Origin of the sequence: Anabaena catenula FACHB-362, assembly GCF_014698735.1 — a bacterium.
Lineage (GTDB): Bacteria > Cyanobacteriota > Cyanobacteriia > Cyanobacteriales > Nostocaceae > Anabaena > Anabaena variabilis_A.
Window position 1 is genome coordinate 57801 of the sequence record NZ_JACJTQ010000001.1, and the last position, 19290, is coordinate 77090.

The following is a 19290-nucleotide window of genomic DNA, read 5'->3' on the forward strand; positions in this document are numbered from 1 at the left end:
GATTGTTCAAAAATTAATTATCACAATTTAATGCGAATCTTATTTGTTAGCAGCAGTTCTGGGTCACGCGGTGGAGGTGAACTCTATTTAATTTATCTGGGGCAAGAACTAGCAAATCGGGGCTATTCTGTGGGATTATGGTGTTCTCAACATCCAATCATGGATGAACTAGTAAGTTCATTTGGTAGGTTTGGAGAAGTATTGCGATCGCCCTACGTCAATACATACAATCGTAAATTGCGTTCCTTTTCAGATGTTTTCTCTCGCTCTAATCATGCTTGTATCTCAGATTGGCAAGCTTTTCAACCTGATATTATTCATCTCAACAAGCAAAACTTAGAAGATGGGTTGGATTTATTAACATGGTCTGATTCTCTACAAATACCGAGATTAGCAACTATCCATATTACCCAAACTCAGGCCAGTTTAGGAGCAGTTTTAGGCACATGGCGGGACAAAATAGCCAAAAGAGCATTAAATAGGTTTAGCGGTTCACTTCTAGCCATTTCCGAAAATCGTGGTCGAGAATTAAAAAAGTTTCTCCCTTCTTTGGCTGAGAAAATAACAGTTATTGACAATGGAGTTTGCATTCCTGAAGATACAGAACGTTTGACAAAGCGTCAAGATGCTCGTTCCCAACTAGGAATCCATGCCGATGAATTACTAATAGTAGCAGTGGGAAGAATGGAAGCACAAAAGCAACCGCTGCTATTTTTACAATGGGCTACTCACCTCAAGCGTAACCTTCCGGCTGCGCGTTTTTTATGGGTTGGCGATGGGCGTTTAACTCCCATGTGGGATCAATGGGTTGTCGAATATAATGCCCAAGAATACATTCAACGCTTGGGTTGGCAAAAAGACGTGACACCATTTTTAGCAGCAGCAGATGGATTTTTTCATCCTGCTCAGTTTGAGGGATTACCATTTGCTTTGTTGGAGGCAATGGCTTGGTCTTTGCCATGTATGATTAGTTCATCTCTAGCAGATGAGCTAAAGTTTCCCCCAGAAGTTTGTTTCATAGCTTCTGGAAAAGACAACTTGACTGGGTTAGACTCGTTTGTTAATCCAGGTTTACGAAACTCCGTGGCTAGTGCTGGTTATCAATTAATAAAAGAGCGATTTTCTCTAGCAAATATGGTAGATACTTATGAATCTCTTTATCAAAGCCTCAGTCGTACCATATCTGGCCAGTCACCCATAATGTAGAGATGTTGTATGCAACGTCTATTAGTTCGCAGATTCGCAGTTTTTTATTGGACATGATATCAATCTCATGAACATCTCCAGCAATCCCTACTATCCACCTATCGTCAAAAAACGCATCACAAAGGCAACATTTTTGGGAACAGTTGCCTTGATTTCTAGCTTATTCATAGCATATGTAAATATTAGTATAGAGCAAACTCCTAGCCTCATGGCTAATCAGGTAGCTATTACCGTAATAATAGGAATAGCTCTCAGTATCTGGAGTGACAGTAGTCGCGGGTTGGAAAATTTGTTTCGAGCCGATTTAGCTTGTATCGTAGCTCTGTATTTTTTAACACTGATTGAGTTTCTATATCCACAGATAAAGTTTGATCAACTTTTGACTTCTGAGCAAACTGCCCATGCTCTCGACGCTCTTTTGGTGGGATTGGGTGGACTGGGAATTGGTCGCCACATAACTTTGTTTAAGCCAGCACCTCCCAGTTGGTTAGACTTCGGTAATATTCCTGATAAAGCGCTGTTTCGGATATTTTGCATCTCAGCCTTTCTCGCATACCTATATGTTTTCATGTCAGTTGACTTCAATCCTATCAAGCTAATTGAAGCTCAACTTGGCCCCCGGTTTGCTGTGCCGTGGGGACGAGGGCGTTTAGGCGACTGGCGAGTATTTTTGTCGGAACTGAAGCTATTTTCTTACGCCATACCACCCCTTGCAGGTATTATCTGGAATCGTCGTCAATCTTTTCGCGGTTGGCAGATATTTTTGGTTGGTATCGTCTTTGTGTTCACTTTTTTTGATGGATTTGCCAGCGGAACACGCAATATATTTGGTGCCTATATTGCCACATTCTTGGGTGGCTATTTACTCACATTACAGCGTCCTAATCTGTTCAATGTCACTGCGCCTATTGCTGTAATGGGATATGCCATGGTGTTTGCCACCCGTCATATGCTGGGGTTTAGAGATATGGGCATCAGCCGATATTTAGCAACCGCAGCCTACGCTACTCAAAAAGTGCAAGGAACTCTAGCAGTGGACTACAACCTGCATAGCATCGGTTTATTAGTTGATGCCTTCCCGATTAAACATGATTTTCTGGGACTGGAATTGTTATATGTATTTGCTACTAAACCCATACCTAGAGTTTTGTGGCCTGATAAACCGGAAGGTCTAAGTGTATCCATTGAAGAAGTCGTGGGCGCTGATGGTTGGACAGTAGCTTCAACTTATGTTGGCGAAAGCTACATGATGGGTGGTATGTTGGCAGTGATATTAATATCTCTGTGCATAGGTATATTAGCAACTTGGTGGTCTCGAACAGCTGCATTTCATACTACTGGTTACGGTATAGTAGTCAACGCTTTAGGCTTTTTTACAGCAGCAATTTCTATGCGAAGTCTGATTATCTTTACAACTTCACTCCTACCAATTTTGGGGCTAATTTTCTTTGCCAAGACTTTTCCTCGTTTATTGGGTATTAAACGCTTACCTCAGCAGTATCCTCGAAGTTAATTACACTGAGATATATTATAAAATGAAAGTTTTACACGTAATTCCTTCTATCAGCCCTAAGCTAGGGGGTCCCACTCAGGTAGTTCTCAATTTGGTGCGGGCTTTACGCGCAGAAGGAATAAATGCAGAGATTGCAACTACTAATGATGATGAGGGAATGCTGCTGGATGTCCCATTATTTGAGCGTGTAGAATACCAAGGGCTACCAGTTTGGTTTTTTCCCCCTGCGGCTCGCATCAAAGCATTTTTACCTTCACCAGGATTTACGCAGTGGCTATGGAAAAATATCAAAAATTACGACATTTTAGATAATCACTATTTATTTTCATATCTTCCTAGCTGTGCTGCTATTTTTGCCCAGTGGCAACAAGTGCCATACACAGTGAGAATCATGGGACAATTAACACCTTGGGCATTGGCGCAAAGCCAGTTAAAAAAGCAAGTTTATAGCACTTTAATTGAGCGACGTAATTTAAATAATGCTGGGGCTATCCACTGTACATCTGTGGGTGAGATGGAAGATGCGTTGCGGTTTGAAGTTAAGCCACCTAAAATAGTTTTGCCTTTGGGAGTGAATCCACCTGTATTGATTCCTGATGCTAAATACAAATTGCGCGATCGCCATCATATCTCTACTGAAGTTCCCATTGTTCTGTTTCTTTCCCGTCTACACTACAAGAAACGTCCTGAATTGTTGATTCAAGCACTAGGTGAGTTAGTAAAACAGGAGCAGAAGTTTCACTTACTTATTGCCGGTTCTGGAGAAGATTTATATGTTAAATCTTTACAGCAAATAGTGGCATCCCTTAATCTCGCAGAGCAAACTTCTTTTGTCGGGTTTGTCAGTGGATATGATAAAGATTTGCTGTTGCAAGGTTCGGATTTGTTTGTACTACCTACTTATTCCGAAAATTTTGGTATCGCCCTAGCAGAGGCTATGGTGTCGGGTTTACCGATTATCACAACGCCGGGTGTGCAAATTGCGCCGGAAATCGCTGAAGCTAAAGCTGGAATCATTGTAGAAGGAGAAATAGAAGCTCTGCAAGAAGCGATCGCTAATTTTTTAAATTCTCCCCAATTGCGGGAACAAATTGGTCAAAATGGTCGTTCATTTGCTTTAGAACGTTATTCATGGCAGACAATTGCTAAACAATTAGCTACTGCCTATCAAAAAATCATTAATCAATAATAGCTGTTAAATTGTATGATGCCAATGTGATCAGGGTGGGCGAATTCATTTTTCTTGTGTACCCTTTGTGGAAGACAGTCCAAATAAACCTACTGAAAACACATTGATTTTACTCATGAAGTGGTTATGTCGCCAATTCAAAAAATATTGGGTTTTAAGTTTAGTCGGCTTTATCCTGGTGCTTATAAGTGTTATTCCTATGAGAATAGCGATCGCCTCTTACCAAGCGCCCCATCCCCAAGCTATCCTTACCCTTGGTGGTGGACCAGAGCGAGAAAAGTTTACAGCCGAATTTGCTCAAGAACATCCTCATCTAGATATCTGGGTTTCCAGCGGTATACTCCCAGCCCAAGCCTTTGCTATTTTTGAGAATGTAGGTATTCCTACGAACCGTATTCACCTCGACTACCGTGCTGTTGACACAGTTACTAATTTTACTACCCTGGTTGACGATTTCCAGCAACGCCATATTCAGCACGTCTACCTGATCACTTCAAATTTTCATCTCCCAAGGGCAACAACCATAGCCACCCTAGTTTTAGGTAGCCAAGGCATTACTTTTACCCCAATTTCTATTCCCTCCGAACGACCTAGAGAATCAGTTGCCCGTATTATCCGCGACAGTGGACGTTCTCTATTGTGGATTGTATCAGGTCGTACTGGAGCCAGTTTCAACCCTCGTTTTCGTCCCCCAGTTTATGCGTCTAGATAATTACACCATTGGCAATTATACCCCAGGTGCGCCCTACCTTCAGCAACTTTTGTGGTACTTTTTGGGTTCACCTTTAGTTGAAAGTTATTTGCTACCCATATCAACAGTAAAAATTGGTATTCTCCGTATCTTTGGTGCAAGTATCGGTAAAGGAGTCCGTATAAAACCGGGGGTACGAATCAAATTTCCCTGGCGTTTGAGTATCGGTAACTATGTCTGGATTGGGGAAAATACCTGGATTGACAACCTTGCACCTGTCGTGATAGAAAATCATGTCTGTCTGTCCCAAGGGGTTTATCTATGTACTGGTAATCATGATTGGAATCATCTAGATTTTCAATTGATTTCTGCTCCCATACATATTGAAGAGAGTAGTTGGATAGCAGCAAAATCGGTAATTGGTCCGGGAGTAACAATCGGACGGGGAGCAGTTTTAACCCTAGGTAGTGTCACTGGACAATCCTTAGAGTCAATGATGATTTATGCAGGTAATCCTGCTCAACCCATTAAGAAAAGGAAAATGGGACAAAAAGCTGAAGTATCTTTGCCTATTCCAGCAAAAGATGAATAGTTCTCCCCACATCAAAATCTACTTAATTCTTGAAAAATTACCCAAATTATATAGGATTTCTATTTGATTTTTGCGTATCCCTAGCGGCTAAAGCCACCCTGCGCTAGAGCAAAAGTGGCCTAGCGCTTAAAGAACTAAGTACCCTTCCTGTGAAGAGGGAAGAGTTATATTAAACAAGGATAATCACTTATTATTAAAATCTCTCCGTGTCAGAGCGTCAGCCCTAATGATAAGTTTATCTATAAAGAGATGCTGAAGCGAACAACCGGACTTGATATAAAGTTCCTAAATTAGTAATGATGGCTACACCACGCAAGTTAACAGTAATCAAAGCAGATTCCTATATCATCAACAAAACACACAACTGAGAAGCTAGGGTGTAGAATGTAAACAATTTTTTTTTATCTTCCCATGATGATACAATTCACACAAGACTATAATGGTAGGAAATTGACTCAGGGATCAAAAATGCTATTACGTAAAAATACTGTAAAAGAAAACCAAGAAGGCATCTACGGGGTAAGTAAATTTGATAAATTTGAAATTTTCAGTTTACTCATTGGGCATTTTAGAAATTAGTTCGGTACAACTGAGACCGAAGAATCATAAAATATTTACCTAGATAATTTAGCGATAAAAATCCATGATAAATCAGAATTCTAATATAGTCTCAAATGCTCATGAGAATGGAAAGGTAACTGTTGCACCAGCATTATTGCCATTTCAGCCTTTTTCACCTTTGGAAACAGAGGATGAAGATTGGAATCCAAGAGAATTATTGGGGATTCTGCGACGACGAGCCTTAGTGATCTCAGTGGTTGTTGTATCTGTTATGGGTGCTGTTGCTTATTCAACATTGAACCAAGAAAAGATATATCAAGGCAATTTTCAGCTTTTAGTTGAACCTGTAACAGGAGACAACACTTTACAAACACTCAATCTTCCAGACTCTACAGTTCCTAAATCCGGACTAGATTACGACAGTCAAATTCAGGTTCTGAAAAGTCAGGAAGTCATGCAAAATGTTATAAAGGAGTTGCCATCTTCCTCTTCATATATTACTTATAATTACCTGATCAGAAATTTAACTATCCGTCGCTTAGGTTCAACAAAACTTATAGAAGTCAGCTATAAAAGTAAGTTTCCTCAGGAAATTAAAATTGTCTTAGATACAATTTCTAAATATTATTTAAAGAACAGTTTGGAAAAGCGTCAAACGAAGTTACGTCAAGGGCTTGAATTTGTAGATAAACAACTGCCTTTACTCAAAGAACGTGTAACTCAGCAACAACAACTACTGCAAATTTTCCGACAAAGATACGAGTTTATTGATCCAGAAAGCAAATCTACTTCAGTTGCTCAACAAATGCAAACCTTGGATCAGCAACGACTAGATGTTAATCAACAGTTAGCCACAGCGCGTGCTGCTTATATCAGTTTATCAACACGAGAAGGAAAACTAGCAACATTAAATAATGCACCTATATATGGGCAGTTAGTAGTCCAATTGCGCCAATTGGAAACCCAAATATCTGCCGAACTAGTTCGTTTTCAACCTGACAACCCAGTCATAAAATCACTAGAGGAGAAAAGACGAAATCTTCTGCCTCTTCTGGAAGAGGAAGCAAATCGGTTTTTAGGTCTAAGAGTAGCAGAAGCGACTACTCAGATTCAGAAACTAGAGGTAGAAAGCCAAGAACTGGCTAAGGTTGAACAGCAATTAAAGCGCAGATTTCAGCAGTTACCAATTTTAGCCAGACAATACAGCGAAATTCAACGTAATTTGCAAGTTGCAAATGATAGCCTGAATCGGTTTTTAACTACCAAACAAGAACTTTCCATTGGAGTAGCACAGACAGAAATTCCTTGGGAATTAATACAAGCACCACGTCAGGGTGAATTGCCTATATCTCCAGATATTCCACGTAGTTTGTTGCTGGGATTAATGACCAGTTTGGCTGCGGGAATTGGTATTGGCTTGCTCTTAGAAAAAATGGACAATACCTATCATAGCGTCGAGAGTATGAAAGAGAAGTTAAAACTCCCATTTTTGGGATCTCTTCCTCTTGATAAACAAATTTCCACGAATCAATTATCTAATCCTAAGAACGGCGTTGCAGGAGAAGAAAATTGGTCAGGCAATCTTTCCCAAAATATAGGTTGGTTTTCTAATCTCTTCCGTAGTAATCGCAATGGAGGTGATGGCTATTACGGACAAGGAATATTTTGGGAATCTTTACAGGTTCTTTATTCCAACATTCAACTACTTAATTCTGATAAACCAATTCATGCCTTAGTTGTTTCCTCTGCTATGCCCGGAGATGGAAAAACTACAGTTTCATTCCATATCGCCCAAATAGCCGCCGCCTTGGGAAAACGAGTACTACTTGTAGATGCTGATCTCCGCCGCCCCCAGGTTCACAAAGTATCAAATTTACATAATCTATCGGGATTGAGTAATGTAATATCTTCCAATATGGCAGTTGAGCAGGTAATTCAGCAAATACCTTCTATGGATCTATTATCTGTGATTACCGCAGGACCCACACCGCCCGACCCTGCCCGGTTACTCTCATCAGATAAGATGAAACAACTGATGGAATATTTTAAGAAAAACTTTGATTTGGTGATTTATGATGCCCCTCCAATGCTGGGATTAGTTGATGCCCGACTCCTAGCACCGCACACTGATGGTATGGTGCTGGTGGCAAGGATCGACAAAACAGATAAATCCGCACTGATACAACTTCAGGAAACTCTCAGAACTTCTCCCATCAACGTCTTGGGTGTTGTTGCTAACGGGGATAATAAAAAATTAAGTGGTTACAATAATTACTACTATACTAATAGGAAAGAAGCGAGATTTGGTTAGATATCTGTAGATGGAAAACCTGTTTTCCTGGGTTCCGGATGCTTGGCGGTGTAGGTGTAGCCAGCCCCAGGCATCGCTCTACTAACTTAATTATTTTATTTGTCGAGTAGGGTGCGTATAGCCCTTCGGGCATGGCTTCGCTAGAGCAGTAGTGTAACGTACCAATTTTTTCATTTCAGCAATAACTAAACTTATAGCAGGTGACAGGTGACAGAGTTGAAAGTCTGTTTGTGTCTAGGTTTTATCAATTGTTCACACTGTTTGAGCGTCCAACAATAAGTACGTTGGTAGATGGGTATGATAAATTGATGTTTCCCTTCCAGGAATTTGAGAAAGTTGGTTTCAGTAGCTTTCATCGTTTTAGTGTGTCATTGCATAACTGAGTTTATCAAAACCTGTAGCACAATACGACACAGTCAAATCAATACTCTTAGCTAAAACCCAATTCATTATATTTGTGAATCTCAACCTCTCACAGCAAATATTGTAACATCCGACACATTTATCTACCAGCCATCAGTTATCCTGCACACAGCTATCAGAACATTAAATCTGGGGATCGCTTGCACTATTGTTGACAATTTGTTACAAAAGTACAAAGAACTTCTAGAGACCCAGAACCTAATGTTAGGCGGACTTACTGGTTTAACAGATCCCAAAGGCAGCGATTGGGGAGAGCGAATGCTCAACACAGTCGCCAGCCAAACGATTCGCCACCTGTTTAGCATGAGCGAGTCAGTAGAAGTCTTTGTGCGCTGCTATCCCTCCAGCAAACTGTTGCAAGGCAGCATTGATAGCTTTAAAATGAGCGGTCGTGGTTTAGTAATTCGTAAAGACTTCGCAGTTGAAGAAATGTCTTTTGAAACCGATGCAGTCTCCATTGACTTCGGCTCGGTTTTGAGTGGCAAACTCAGCCTCAAGCAACCTACCCAAGCAGTAGCCCAAGTAATATTATCAGAAGTAGGAATCAATCAAGCTTTCCAGGCAGAATTGGTTAAAAAGCGCCTGCTAAACCTTTCTGAACCGACTTTGATGGCGATATCTGGTGGGGAACCAGTTTCGTTTACAGAAGTCCAAATACAGCTATTACCGGAAAATCGGTTACATCTTGTAGCTAAAGCCGATTTAAACAACGGCGAACTCATACCCCTAAGTATGAATCTTGGTATAGGTATTGAAAGACGACGACGGGTTTCTTTCAAAGACCCGAAAATTGAACTTGAGCAAGTTCCAGAACCGCAACAAGAAATTTCCCAGACTTTAAGTATTGCACTGGTGGAAATTTTGGATAACATGGTCGATTTAGATCGCTTTGATCTTGATGGGGTAAAAATGCGACTTAACCGTTTAGAAACTGAAGGTCAAAGGTTAATTTTTAGCGGTTATGCCGAAATAGAACGTATCCCGCGTAGTTCTTGAAATGAAAAAAAATTAAACGCCGCCCAGAGTAAACTAGGCGGCGATGTCGTTAAAAATTAAAAAACTTATGCAACTTGTGTTTTTTAATTTTTAATTTTTAATTTTTAATTTTTTTATCGTCCCACACCTACATATTGGAACCCAGCCCTGACCATTGTTTCGGGGTCTAAGAAGTTACGACCGTCAATCATCACGGCGTGACTCATCAATTTTGCCATTTTCGCATAATCTAAAGTGTTGAACTGTTGCCATTCAGTGACGAGTACCAAAGCATCACAGCCATCAGCTAGTCTTTCAGCATCGGTTTCCACCAATACACCAGAAAGACCATGACGCAAACCAGTTTGGGAAACTATCGGGTCATAAGCTTTAACTTTAGCTCCCAGTCGGTTGAGTTGCTCAATTAAGTTGAGCGCAGGTGCATCACGTAAATCGTCCGTATCTGGCTTGAAGGTCAAACCAAGTAGTCCGACAGTTTTACCTTTGAGGATTTTCAAGACTTGCTGGAGTTTTTCCAAAGCAATCAAACGTTGACGTTCGTTCACACTCACAGCGGCTTTCATGAGTTGGGCTTCATAGCCATAATCATCGGCTGTGTGAATCAGCGCCGAGACATCTTTAGGGAAACATGAACCACCCCAACCAATACCAGCTTGTAAGAACTTGTTACCAATGCGGGAATCTAAACCAATACCTTTTGCGACTTGGGTAACATCTGCACCGACGCGATCGCAAATATTAGCAACTTCGTTAATAAAACTAATCTTGGTCGCCAAAAAAGCATTAGCAGCGTATTTGATCATTTCTGCGGAACTCAGGTCTGTAACCAGTACTGGTACAGGGGGTAAAGACTGGTCAGCAGCAAACTTGCGTTCCACAATTGGGGCATATAGTTCTTTCATCATCCCCACTGCTTGTTGACTATTGCCCCCTAAGACAATCCGATCCGGGTTAAAGGTGTCATAAACTGCTGAACCTTCCCGTAAAAACTCTGGATTGCTGACAACATCAAACTGAGCAGCAATATCTGGTAATTTCTCCTCCACTGCTGTCCCACCTGCTGGTATCAATGTTTTTTGGCGTTCAGCAATGCCATCTAAAACAATCATTCTTACCCAGTCACCAGAGCCGATAGGTACAGTAGATTTATTAACAATTACCTTATAACCACCGTTGAGATTTTCCCCTATACCGCGAGCTACAGCTTCTACATAGCGAGTATCACTTTCACCAGTGGGTAAAGGAGGAGTTCCCACGGCAATAAACAGAATTTCGCCATGAGCCACTCCAGCAGGCAGATCCGAAGAAAATTGAATATTTCCAGTATTAATGGCAGACTGCATAATTTCCGAGAGTCCCGGCTCGAAAATTGGCGACTGACCAGACTTCATTAATTTTACTTTTTCTTCGTTGTTATCTATGCAAATAACATCATGTCCAATATGAGCCAAACAAGCACCTGTTACCAAACCAACATAACCAGTCCCGATTACACAAACACGCATTTTTTAACTCCTTGCTTTTTTGTCATTAGTCATTAGTCATTGGTCATTAGTCATTAGTTATGAGTTCAGAAATGCCTAATGACAACTAACAACTAACTAATTGTTACTTTCAATACGTTGGCGGAAATCTTCTATTGCCAGTTTTAACCCATCTTGCAGAGGAATGGTAGGTTCCCAATTTAACCAAGTTTTTGCTCTGGTGATATCGGGACGACGACGACGAGGATCATCTGAAGGTAAGGGTTCAAACTTAATTTGTGCATCTGGGTTAATCAAGTTCTGCACAGCCTGTGCCAATTCCAAAATTGTGTATTCATCAGGATTACCCAGATTTACTGGCCCAATGTACTCACCATTCATCAACCTGATTAGTCCTTCCACTAAGTCAGAGACATAGCAGAAGCTACGAGTTTGTGTACCTTCACCGTACACAGTCAAAGGATTACCCCGTAAAGCTTGAACTATCAAGTTGCTGACTACCCGACCATCGTTTTCTAACATTCGTGGGCCATAGGTGTTAAAGATTCTGGCAACCCGAATATCGACTTTATTTTCTCGGTAATAGTCAAATGCTAAAGTTTCAGCGATTCTTTTGCCTTCGTCGTAGCAAGAACGGATACCAATAGGATTGACACTACCTCGATAGTCTTCGGTTTGGGGATGAACTTCTGGATCACCATAGACTTCACTGGTGGAAGCTAACAAAAACCTAGCTTTCACACGTTTAGCTAACCCCAACATATTCATTGTTCCCATCACGTTAGTTTTAACGGTTTTAATGGGGTTGTACTGGTAATGTACTGGAGACGCAGGGCAAGCTAAATGATAAATTTGATCCACTTCTAACCGAATTTCTTCGGTGATGTCGTGACGGATCATCTCAAAGTTAGGGTTGTTTAACCATTTGAGGATATTACGTTTATGTCCCGTATAAAAGTTATCCAAGCATATGACTTCATGACCTTCGGCCATTAGTCGGTCGATCAAATGGGAACCAATAAACCCAGCACCGCCCGTCACCAAAATTCTCATAAATTTCTCGGTAATTTTACAGTTATTTCCAGTTGGTATGATCTTGATTTTGGGATTACCCAGCTAGGCTACAAAAATAGATAACTAACGAAGATCATGGAAAAATGTATTTGTGGATTGGATAATTTTTCTACATATACAACGTTGTGATCCTCGTGTTTGTTACCTGCATGATTAAAGAAGCAAAATAACTAACATTTTCTAATAATTGGAGGATTTTTAGCTAGAGTTCATCAAATCTTCAAAAAGAATATAAATGTTTTTTAAAGTATTTTTACACAGAAGCTGTATTACTAGGAATAGTTTTTGACCAAAGTACATTTTGATTGTGTTGTGGTTCTCCCAGAATAATGATTGAGCAGGTAAGTTGGCTGACTAATTGGTTTGTGACATCACTAATGGCTAATCCTCCCGGACTAGTACGATTACGGATAAAAGGCAACACAATTAAATCATATAATCTGGCGGCTTGCAAAATCGCTTGGGCAACATTTTCATGAGCAATAATTTGAATCTCTGGCGGATGAGCCAAAGCTAATTTAGATACTAGTACAGAGAGATGCGATCGCCTAGCAGCAATTTTACTCGAACTAGTGCGGCGATCGCACACATTCAAGATAGTAATGTGGCTCTGATTGGCATCGGCTAACATCTGAGCAAATTTCACAGGTGTTAGTGTGGGAGTCATTAAGTTTTCTATTGGCACCAGGATGCGCTGAATTTTTTTTGGTGATTCCACCAGACGTGCCACCGCCACAGGGCAATGGGAGGCCCAAAGGACACTATCAATCACATTACCCAATAAACGCGCCCTCAAGCCGGTACGTTTACCCCAACCCATGATAATTAAATTTGCCTTTTGTTCACGAGCCGCCCTACTAATTCCTGGGGCAAAGGCATCATCAATTCGCAGTAATGGTTCAGCTTTGGCTCCCAATAATTGACTTTGTGCTGTGGCTTTTGCTAATAACCGCTCACTCCGTTGCCAAGCGACTTCTAACTGGGGTGTATCCATCTGAGCCGTAGCATGAGCGATCGCTAATGGTAAAATTTTGCCATTGGACTGACACGCCAATAATGCCGCCATTTCAATCAAATACCTTTGATTATAGGGGTTATACAGGGGTACAACTATAGTCAAATGATCATGTACTGATTGTCCTTGCTGTTCAGACAGAGGGCTTGGTGATGCCTCTTGAGCGGATGAACAAGTTAAACCAGTAGGACTCGCAGCCACCACACTCGTCAGCCAGGGACCCAAAGTCGCTGTTATCACCATTAAAACAATCACGCTGTTGAATACCAATGGGGGCAGTAATCCTGACCGATATCCCCCTAATGCCACAGCTAATGTCGTACTTACCAAAGGAATTGACAACGACCAAATTGTGAGAGTTTCCTGCCAGTTATAGCGGTAAACCAGTTTTGCCACCAAAGCGGCTATAAATTTGCTAGTAATCAAACCGCAGAAAATTAACAACAATAACGTGATTGTGCTATCGCCGTCAAAAAAGGCAGGTAAATCAATCCTTGAACCCAGATCCACAAAGAAAATGGGAATAAATAGCACACTGCCAATAAACACCAATTTTTCTTTAACTGGCCCTTCGCCTACAGCTTCATTCACCGCCAAACCCGCTAAAAACACACCGACTATTTTTTCTAACCCCATCATTTGAGCAACTACAGCGGCGAGAAACACAGACATTAAGACAAATAAGAACTTGTTGCCCTCGTCGTCTCCAGACCGTCGGAAAAATTCTTTACCTGCCCAATCAAACCCTACTAATACTGTCAAAGCGTAACTTGTTATTAATGCTATTAAGGGAATTAGTTGCTCAACGCTGAATACCCCAGCCTGAGAGCTTGCTATACAAACACTTAATATCAGCAATGTGCCGATATCCGTAAAAATTGTAGCTCCCATTGTCATGGTGATAGCCTCGTTATTTACCACTCCCAAATGACTGATGATCGGATATGCCAAAAGAGAGTGAGAGGCAAGTAAAGCACCAATTAAGATTGAAGTATCCCAGCCAAAGCCCAAAAATCGCCCTACTAATGTGCCGATCATCAGGGGTAGACTGAAAGTCAAACTACCAAATACCAAAGAACGAATTTTCTGTTCACGAAAAACTTTGATATTAAATTCCAATCCCGCTATAAACATTAAGTAAACTAACCCAATGTCTGATAGCAAGGTGATCATTGGCGATTCTGACTCCAATAAACGCCAGCCTGATGGACCAAGTACTACCCCAGAGCAAACCAAACCCACTAATCCTGGCAATCTTAGCCGATCAAAAAGGATAGGTATAACTAAGATAACCACCAATAAAATAGCAAAGGGAACAATGGGTTCCTTACCAAGAACTTGGGAGGTTGGTTCCGAAGCCAGCACTTGTAATAAGAGTTCCATAGGTAGGACTGAAATGGGCAACGGTGCAGCTGCGATAATCGCAAGAAGTATCGCCTGATTTATATAACTTTCAAAAGCTCACCTGAATAAATATTAAAAAAACTTTACTTAACACTACCCAGGCAATTGTTTGGGAACTAACAGCCTACGGGTGGATTTGACTTAAAATAAACCGCAAGCGATCATAATCGTCTTTTAGCAGCACACTCAGGTGTCGTCCAGCTTTAATCAACCATTCGCGATCAGCTTTGCGTAACTCGTAAACTTCACGAATGGCAGACGCGGCCAAAGATTCTACCGGCGCACCGTTAATCAAAAGTAATGTCCGCAAAAAATCTAGTTTTTCGGTGAACTTGACAATCGCTTCCGGCTGACACCGATAAACAGCTTGATGAATCTGAGGTGGACGGGGGGGGAGATACTGATATATTCCTTGGTTATAACTTAGATTTTGAGACTGCTGCTCAAATCCAACAATCGCTGCCCGAAATTCAGTTCTGAGCATAGCAAATATCTGGGGTTGTTCCTCGCGCAAAGTTTGCAAGGACAACCCCAACGCCCTGGCTCTGTGTACAGAATCTATAGGCATAGTTGTAGCATGATACACCACAGCATAAACTTGATTGCCAGATTCTTCATCCACAGCACAAACCCAACTACCAAAAGGTGGCATAGGCGGAAAACTCAAGTCTTCCGGTTCTAAACACTGTGCCAAAAATTCGGTAGTCGCGGTTTCGATCACCTCCCCAATGTGGTGAGGATGGCGATCGCCTGTAGCAAACTGTGGTAAAGGTAGACGCATAGTAGTCATTAGTCCTTAGTCATTAGTCCTTAGTCCTTAGTCATTAGTCCTTAGTCTTTTACTAATGACTCATGACCACTGACTAATGACTCAATTATTATTTTCCTTTTTTCTTGGCTGTAGTGTCTACAGGTTCTAATTCTGGCAAGCGAAAGGTAATTAATTTATCCCAATTACCACCTTCAAAAAGTACAGCTACCTTGCCATCACTGACCCGTTGCACAAGTCCTTCATAGCGATAATAGGTGTCTGCGGGATTTTTGACGCGAACAGTTGCTCCAGGCAGAATCATGTTTTTACCCTCGGTTTATTCTCTGTTAATACCTTAATATTAGTTGTTTGTCAGTTGTCAGAGGGAATAGGGAATAGGGAATTAGGCAGAAGAGGCAGGGGGGCGGCGGGGCAGACGCGGAGAGAAGGAGACGCGGAGAGAAGGAGACGCGGGGACGAGAAAAGTAAGAATTAGAGGTATTTTCCCCCTTACTCCCTGCTCCTTTTCCTCTTCCCTGTCACCTGTCACCTGTCACCTGTCACCTGCCACCTGCCACCTAATTTAATAATATTTTTGACGTTGGCGGAAATTGGCTACAGATTCTACTATTCCTAAAGAGATGAAGTTGGTCAGCATCGCAGAACGACCATAACTCATCCAAGGTAAGGGTATACCAGCTACAGGTGCTAAACCAACAGTCATGCCCACATTAACAATTAGTTGAAACACAATCATCGATAAAACACCAATAGCCAACAACGAACCAAAATTATCTTTGGCGGTTTGAGCTACGTGTAGTAGACGGAAGCAAATCAAGCAAAAGACAAATAATACTATTAAACAACCAACAAAACCGAATTCTTCACCAACGGCAGAGAAAATAAAATCTGTGTGCTGCTCAGGTACAAAATTGAGTTGAGTCATCGGACCTTTGAACAAACCCCATCCCCAAACTTCTCCCGCACCAATGGCAATACGAGATTGAATTAAGTGATAACCCGCACCAAGGGGATCATGTTCAGGATTGATAAATACACTCAGCCTATCTTTTTGATATTCTTTTAATACATGATTCCAAGCGAAAACTCCTAATTCACCCCCCAACATATTGAGAGTAAAAGCAGCGATAGCACCAAGATTAAATCTTCGCCAGGGTAAAGTCTGCCATCCCACAATCCCCATCGCACCTGCCCACGCTAAACCCAAAGGGCTAAAAGATAGTTCTTTAAGCAACACTATCGGACTTGACAAAGGCCAGGATATACTAAACAGAATTGCCGACACCACCGGGGAAATCATCAGGATTAACCAACCCGGATTGGCATTTGCCCAATAAAGCATTCCTAAAAGTATCGCCCCAAATACTAGAGATGTGGCCAAATCTGGCTGTAAAAATATTAATCCCCAAGGTATGGCAGTGATTGCCAAGACACGGAACACACTGTCAAGGGTAGAAGCTGTACGTCTGTGCAGTAAAGCTGCTAGGGTGATAATCATCCCTATTTTGGCAAATTCTGAGGGTTGGACATTGAAGCCACCAATGCTAATCCATCGCTGTGCGCCTTTGGCACTAGTACCAGCGATCATCACAATCATCAAACTGAAATTAGTCAGCGCGTAAGTTATCCAGTGCCACTGGAGCAGGTTTTCGTAGCGGCTACGAGCCAAAAACAAGGCTATGATTGAGCCAATACCAGCTACAAGCCAGTGCCACCACCAGTCAGTTACTGGCTGCTTCAGTTCTGTACTCAGAATCATCAGACCGCCAAACATACTCAGGGCAACAGGTAAACAAAATAATAGCCAATCTACTTGCTGCCAGGGCTTAACCCAATATTGCCAGCGGATTTTGGGGAGTGAAGGTTTTAATAACATTGTGCGAGGAGAAACTTGAGCGTTAAACGGGGATTGGGGACGCGGAGATAGGGAGACGCGGAGATAGGGAGACGCGGAGATAGGGAGACGCTCCAGACGCGGAGAAATAATTATCTACTGCCTTCTGCCTTCTGCCTTATGTTAGAGCAGCGACTGATACTTTACCGGCGATAGTCAAAGCGATCGCTTTCAGGGCAATAGCCGAAGCTGAATCTGGTTCAGCAACAACTATTGGCACACCATTATCACCGCCAATTCTGGTAGAAATTTCTAAAGGTACACATCCCAACAGTGGTACTCCTAATTCTGCGGCAGTTTTTGAGCCACCTCCGGAACCGAAAATATCATATTGCTTATCCGGTTGATCTGGGGGAATAAAATAGCTCATATTTTCCACAATTCCCAATACCGGGATATTCAACTGCTGAAACATCCGCAACCCCTTCCGCGAATCCAACAGGGCTACTGTTTGCGGTGTGGTGACAATCACTGCCCCAGCTATCGGTACTGCTTGGGTTAAAGTTAACTGAGCATCTCCCGTTCCTGGTGGCATATCCACAATTAAATAGTCCAGTTCTCCCCATTCCACCTGATAGAGAAATTGGCGAATTATGCCATTCAGCATTGGTCCACGCCAAATCACGGGCTGATCTCGGTCAATTAAAAAGCCCATTGAGACTAATTTGACACCATGATTAAAAGCAGGTTCCAGGATTTCACCTGTTTCTGTGGAGCGAACAGCAATTTTGGCATCAGCCAAACCCAGCATGGTGGGGTCATTAGGCCCGTAAATATCAGCATCTAACAAGCCGACTTTAGCTCCTGTTTGTGCTAGAGCCACGGCAACATTTACAGCCACTGTACTTTTACCAACACCTCCTTTACCGCTAGAAACAGCAATAATATTTTTTACGCCCGGAACACAATTACGGTCAGGTAAGCTTTTTTGCTGTGGTGTTTCTGCTGTCACTTCTACACTGATATCTGTCACACCTGGGAGCTTGTGTACTGCTTTTTTACAATCTTCAACAATAAATTCCCGTAAGGGACAGGCAGGAGTTGTCAATACCAAAGTAAAGCTAACCTTGCCAGCGTCAATTTTGACGTTGCGAATCATATTCAGTTCTACCAGGCTTTTGCGAAGCTCTGGATCTTCAACTGGTCGCAAGACTTCTAGAACTGAGTGAGAATCTAAAACATCATACATAGCGTGTATACCCTTGCGCCTTAATAAAATTTAAAAAATTGTCATTTTTACCTACTTGCATCTTAACTTTCTTGGGGCAGTTATCAGTTATCAGTTATTACAAGGCTTTTAACGCTTAACAGACAACTGACCCATTTCTCCAGTCCCTAAAAATCACAACACCCACCATTCAGGGATTTTTTCTTCCCTGAAACTGCTGATAATGCTGCCTTTTCTACAGCTTCAACCAAGGAACGTGCTACCCGATCTGCATAAGGACGAGAGAACGACCAAATTAGAGGTGATAACCAACCGCGTAATGTCACAGAATAAGATAAATAACTACCACAAACAGTTGACTCCACTTGATATGTCACCCGTTCCTCAATTCCGGGAATTGCCAAGATGCGGATACTCAGCATTTTTTTGGGATTGACGCATTCTACAAAAATCTGGATAGGAAGCGGCGAAAAGCGTGTGAAAGCCTGGAAAATCAATCCAGGTTTGGGTACTAGTCCTAATGGTACATTGGTACTTTTGAGTAGTGGATGCCAAGAAACATCTGTGAAGTCAACCACTTGTTGCCACAGTTCATCTACAGAAGCAGAACTGATCTCTCGATACGTCCGCACCAGAGCAGCGCAAAATCGAAGACGTTTGCGGTGGCTGAATTTTGACAACCAACTTTGCACTTTTCTCATCCTCCTCTAGGAGCAAACCTACACAGTATCTGGTAACTTTGGCATTTTAGGCAGTAGCTCTTTGCTTGAGCCTTTCCTCTATTTGCCACAGATGTCATCCAACAAACAAACTACTTTGTAGACTAATTGGTCAGAGTCTGGTATTCGTACCAGAATGTTCCAAGCAAAAAGTCGAAAAAAAACTTGGTTAATATACAAGCCTATACGCATTTGAGGGACAATAGCTCTAGTCATGCCCATCAATGGTGTAAATGCTTGACAACTAAGAAAAAGCAGTTTTGGCATTCTTGAGCTTT

General features: G+C 41.8%; 16 protein-coding genes. 7 read left to right on the forward strand and 9 right to left on the reverse strand.

What is annotated here, in order from left to right; all coding sequences use genetic code 11:
- The first annotated feature begins 30 nt into the window (after positions 1 to 30).
- The 7 genes from H6G68_RS00265 (at position 31) to H6G68_RS00295 (ending at position 9482) form a co-directional block, all read left to right on the forward strand.
- Positions 31 to 1206, forward strand: coding sequence for a glycosyltransferase family 4 protein (locus H6G68_RS00265; protein ID WP_190904831.1), 1176 nt, complete (start codon positions 31 to 33; stop codon positions 1204 to 1206).
- Positions 1207 to 1273: 67 nt separating this feature from the next.
- Complete coding sequence (locus H6G68_RS00270; protein ID WP_190904832.1) at positions 1274 to 2719, forward strand: hypothetical protein; 1446 nt, start codon at positions 1274 to 1276, stop codon at positions 2717 to 2719.
- Positions 2720 to 2741: 22 nt separating this feature from the next.
- Complete coding sequence (locus H6G68_RS00275; protein ID WP_190904833.1) at positions 2742 to 3908, forward strand: glycosyltransferase; 1167 nt, start codon at positions 2742 to 2744, stop codon at positions 3906 to 3908.
- A 115-nt stretch (positions 3909 to 4023) separates the two neighbouring features.
- Positions 4024 to 4620, forward strand: coding sequence for a YdcF family protein (locus H6G68_RS00280; protein WP_190904834.1), 597 nt, complete (start codon positions 4024 to 4026; stop codon positions 4618 to 4620).
- A complete protein-coding gene (locus H6G68_RS00285; protein ID WP_190904835.1) occupies positions 4607 to 5191 on the forward strand; it encodes a WcaF family extracellular polysaccharide biosynthesis acetyltransferase in 585 nt (194 codons plus the stop codon). Before H6G68_RS00280 ends, H6G68_RS00285 begins: the two co-directional genes overlap by 14 nt.
- Positions 5192 to 5834: 643 nt before the next feature.
- Entirely contained in the window at positions 5835 to 8063 is a 2229-nt protein-coding gene (locus tag H6G68_RS00290) for a GumC family protein (RefSeq protein WP_190904836.1), read from the forward strand.
- Positions 8064 to 8687: 624 nt separating this feature from the next.
- Complete coding sequence (locus H6G68_RS00295; protein WP_190904837.1) at positions 8688 to 9482, forward strand: LmeA family phospholipid-binding protein; 795 nt, start codon at positions 8688 to 8690, stop codon at positions 9480 to 9482.
- Positions 9483 to 9595: 113 nt separating this feature from the next.
- Here H6G68_RS00295 and H6G68_RS00300 read toward each other — a convergent pair whose 3' ends face one another.
- The 9 genes from H6G68_RS00300 to H6G68_RS00340 form a co-directional block, all read right to left on the reverse strand.
- A complete protein-coding gene (locus H6G68_RS00300; RefSeq protein WP_190904838.1) occupies positions 9596 to 10987 on the reverse strand; it encodes a UDP-glucose dehydrogenase family protein in 1392 nt (463 codons plus the stop codon).
- A gap of 96 nt (positions 10988 to 11083) precedes the next feature.
- Positions 11084 to 12019, reverse strand: a complete 936-nt coding sequence (locus tag H6G68_RS00305) for a UDP-glucuronic acid decarboxylase family protein (RefSeq protein WP_190904839.1) — start codon at positions 12017 to 12019, stop codon at positions 11084 to 11086.
- 274 nt (positions 12020 to 12293) lie between these two features.
- Positions 12294 to 14438 (reverse strand): cation:proton antiporter domain-containing protein, encoded by a 2145-nt coding sequence (locus tag H6G68_RS00310; RefSeq protein WP_190904840.1) that lies wholly within the window; start codon positions 14436 to 14438, stop codon positions 12294 to 12296.
- A 145-nt stretch (positions 14439 to 14583) separates the two neighbouring features.
- Positions 14584 to 15240 carry an HAS-barrel domain-containing protein gene (locus tag H6G68_RS00315; protein ID WP_190905087.1) on the reverse strand — a complete coding sequence of 219 codons (657 nt, stop codon included), beginning with the start codon at positions 15238 to 15240 and terminating at the stop codon, positions 14584 to 14586.
- Between the two features lie 97 nt (positions 15241 to 15337).
- Entirely contained in the window at positions 15338 to 15532 is a 195-nt protein-coding gene (locus H6G68_RS00320) for an NAD(P)H dehydrogenase subunit NdhS (RefSeq protein ID WP_071191365.1), read from the reverse strand.
- A gap of 261 nt (positions 15533 to 15793) precedes the next feature.
- Complete coding sequence (gene rodA / locus H6G68_RS00325; protein WP_190904841.1) at positions 15794 to 17107, reverse strand: rod shape-determining protein RodA; 1314 nt, start codon at positions 17105 to 17107, stop codon at positions 15794 to 15796.
- A gap of 136 nt (positions 17108 to 17243) precedes the next feature.
- Positions 17244 to 18314 (reverse strand): Mrp/NBP35 family ATP-binding protein, encoded by a 1071-nt coding sequence (locus H6G68_RS00330; RefSeq protein ID WP_190904842.1) that lies wholly within the window; start codon positions 18312 to 18314, stop codon positions 17244 to 17246.
- Positions 18315 to 18460: 146 nt separating this feature from the next.
- Entirely contained in the window at positions 18461 to 18985 is a 525-nt protein-coding gene (locus H6G68_RS00335; protein ID WP_190904843.1) for an SRPBCC family protein, read from the reverse strand.
- Positions 18986 to 19072: 87 nt separating this feature from the next.
- The gene (locus H6G68_RS00340) at positions 19073 to 19279 is read right to left on the reverse strand and encodes a hypothetical protein (protein ID WP_190904844.1); all 207 of its coding nucleotides are present in this window, start codon (positions 19277 to 19279) and stop codon (positions 19073 to 19075) included.
- Positions 19280 to 19290: the final 11 nt, after the last annotated feature.

Coding starts and splice junctions, on each gene's coding strand:
- H6G68_RS00265 (WP_190904831.1), top strand. CDS start 31: ATGCGAATCTTATTTGTTAGCAGCAGTTCTGGGTCACGCGGTGGAGGT.
- H6G68_RS00270 (WP_190904832.1), top strand. CDS start 1,274: ATGAACATCTCCAGCAATCCCTACTATCCACCTATCGTCAAAAAACGC.
- H6G68_RS00275 (WP_190904833.1), top strand. CDS start 2,742: ATGAAAGTTTTACACGTAATTCCTTCTATCAGCCCTAAGCTAGGGGGT.
- H6G68_RS00280 (WP_190904834.1), top strand. CDS start 4,024: ATGAAGTGGTTATGTCGCCAATTCAAAAAATATTGGGTTTTAAGTTTA.
- H6G68_RS00285 (WP_190904835.1), top strand. CDS start 4,607: ATGCGTCTAGATAATTACACCATTGGCAATTATACCCCAGGTGCGCCC.
- H6G68_RS00290 (WP_190904836.1), top strand. CDS start 5,835: ATGATAAATCAGAATTCTAATATAGTCTCAAATGCTCATGAGAATGGA.
- H6G68_RS00295 (WP_190904837.1), top strand. CDS start 8,688: ATGTTAGGCGGACTTACTGGTTTAACAGATCCCAAAGGCAGCGATTGG.
- H6G68_RS00300 (WP_190904838.1), bottom strand. CDS start 10,987: ATGCGTGTTTGTGTAATCGGGACTGGTTATGTTGGTTTGGTAACAGGT.
- H6G68_RS00305 (WP_190904839.1), bottom strand. CDS start 12,019: ATGAGAATTTTGGTGACGGGCGGTGCTGGGTTTATTGGTTCCCATTTG.
- H6G68_RS00310 (WP_190904840.1), bottom strand. CDS start 14,438: ATGGAACTCTTATTACAAGTGCTGGCTTCGGAACCAACCTCCCAAGTT.
- H6G68_RS00315 (WP_190905087.1), bottom strand. CDS start 15,240: ATGCGTCTACCTTTACCACAGTTTGCTACAGGCGATCGCCATCCTCAC.
- H6G68_RS00320 (WP_071191365.1), bottom strand. CDS start 15,532: ATGATTCTGCCTGGAGCAACTGTTCGCGTCAAAAATCCCGCAGACACC.
- rodA (WP_190904841.1), bottom strand. CDS start 17,107: ATGTTATTAAAACCTTCACTCCCCAAAATCCGCTGGCAATATTGGGTT.
- H6G68_RS00330 (WP_190904842.1), bottom strand. CDS start 18,314: ATGTATGATGTTTTAGATTCTCACTCAGTTCTAGAAGTCTTGCGACCA.
- H6G68_RS00340 (WP_190904844.1), bottom strand. CDS start 19,279: ATGCCAAAACTGCTTTTTCTTAGTTGTCAAGCATTTACACCATTGATG.